The organism is Desulfobulbus alkaliphilus (assembly GCF_016918545.1).
Taxonomy (GTDB): Bacteria; Desulfobacterota; Desulfobulbia; order Desulfobulbales; family Desulfobulbaceae; genus Desulfobulbus; species Desulfobulbus alkaliphilus.
In genome coordinates this window covers 1-398 of the sequence record NZ_JAFFQC010000391.1, presented here as the reverse complement: position 1 = coordinate 398, position 398 = coordinate 1, and the positions used below count along the sequence as shown (strand labels likewise).

General features: G+C 65.3%; 1 protein-coding gene. It reads left to right on the top strand.

Annotated features, from left to right (window positions below):
* A partial coding sequence (locus JWG43_RS21120; protein WP_205244475.1) for a S46 family peptidase occupies nt 1–398 on the top strand: 398 nt, incomplete at both ends.

Genomic DNA, 398 nt, shown 5'->3' with positions numbered 1-398 from the left:
GGACCAACCTGTACCCCGACGCGACCTTCAGCCTGCGCCTGTCCTACGGCCAGGTGAAGGGCTGGACCTATCGCGGCGTGACGGTCGAGCCCTTCACCCAGATCGGCGGCCTTTATGAGCGCAACACCGGCGCTGAGCCCTTCAACGCGGCCGAGGACTGGCTGGCGGCAGAGAGCAAGGTCAACAAGTCGACCGTCTATGACTTCGTCTCGACCAACGACATCATCGGCGGCAACTCGGGCTCGCCCGTGATCAACGCCAAGGGCGAAGTCATCGGCGCCGCCTTCGACGGCAACATCCACTCGCTGGGCGGCAGCTTCGGTTACGACCCCGAGCTGAACCGCACGGTGACGGTCTCGACCGCCGCCATCACCGAGGCCCTGCGCAACGTCTACAAC